General features: G+C 75.4%; 1 pseudogene. It reads left to right on the top strand.

Annotated elements, in window-relative coordinates:
• Nucleotides 1–101: 101 nt before the first annotated feature.
• Nucleotides 102–923 (top strand): annotated as a pseudogene (locus AB0E96_RS41335) (ATP-binding protein); the annotation flags it as partial.
• Between the last annotated feature and the right edge of the window lie 149 nt (nucleotides 924–1,072).

Raw genomic sequence — 1,072 nt, 5'->3', positions numbered from 1 at the left:
ATCCTGCAGATGACCGCGGCCGGCCTCGGCGACATCGCCGCCTTCCCGTTCCTGGACCCGCCGGACTCGCGCAACATCAAGGACGGCGCGCCGAACGCGCCGAGCTGGCCCGGATCGCCGACGGCGTGCTGCCGGAGGTGGTGACGAAGCTGCGGGCCGGCGCGGCCGTGGACAGCGCGCTGGCCGTCCACCGCAAGCATCCCCAGTACGCGCTGCTGCGCGCCGTGAGCGAGGAGATCGGCCGCGGCGAGCGGCTGCGGGCCGCCGCGCTCGCGGTGTGCGCGACGGCTGCCGGGCGGGTTCAGGCACTGGCCACGAGCATGCACGCCGAGCTGCGCGAGATGCAGCACCGGCACGACGAGGAGGTCCTGGGCGACCTGCTGAGCCTGGACCACTCGACCGCCCAGGCGGGCCGGATGGCCGACAGCATCGCGGTGCTCACCGGTGCCCGCTCGGGCCGCCGCTGGGCGAAGCCGATCGCGGTGGAGTCGGTGCTGCGCGGTGCGCTCGGCCGGATCGGCGCCTACCAGCGGGTGCGGCTGCACAACGCCAGCACCGCCGCGGTCGTCGGGTACGCGGCGGAGGGCGTGATGCACGCGCTGGCCGAACTGCTGGACAACGCCACTAACTTCTCGGCCCCGCCGGCCGAGGTGCACGTCTACGTCGAGGAGGTGCCGGCCGGGCTGGCCGTCACCGTCGAGGACAGCGGGCTGGGCCTGGGCGACAGCTGGCTGCGCCGGGCCGAGCGGGCCGTCTCCGCCGAGCCGCTCGACCTCACCACGCTCTCCGCCGGTACCCGGCTGGGCCTCGCGGTGGTCGGCGTGCTGGCGCGCAAGCACGGGCTGCAGATCTCCTTCCGGCCGTCGGCGCGCGGCGGCACCGGGGTGGTGGTGCTGATCCCGCAGCAGCTGGTCACCCACCCGGCGCCGGTCGCCGCGCCGGTGTCCGGCCAGGCGCCGGTCCGGGCTTCCGTTCCGGCGCGGGGAGTCCCGGACGGTGTTCAGCCACACCAAGTGGAAGCGCGAGCGGATGCTGCCGGTGCCGGAATGCGTCGACTCCTCCCGGCGCGCGT

The sequence above is a fragment of the Kitasatospora sp. NPDC036755 genome (genome assembly GCF_040636595.1).
GTDB lineage: Bacteria > Actinomycetota > Actinomycetes > Streptomycetales > Streptomycetaceae > Kitasatospora.
This window is presented reverse-complemented; position numbering and strand designations above follow the sequence as displayed.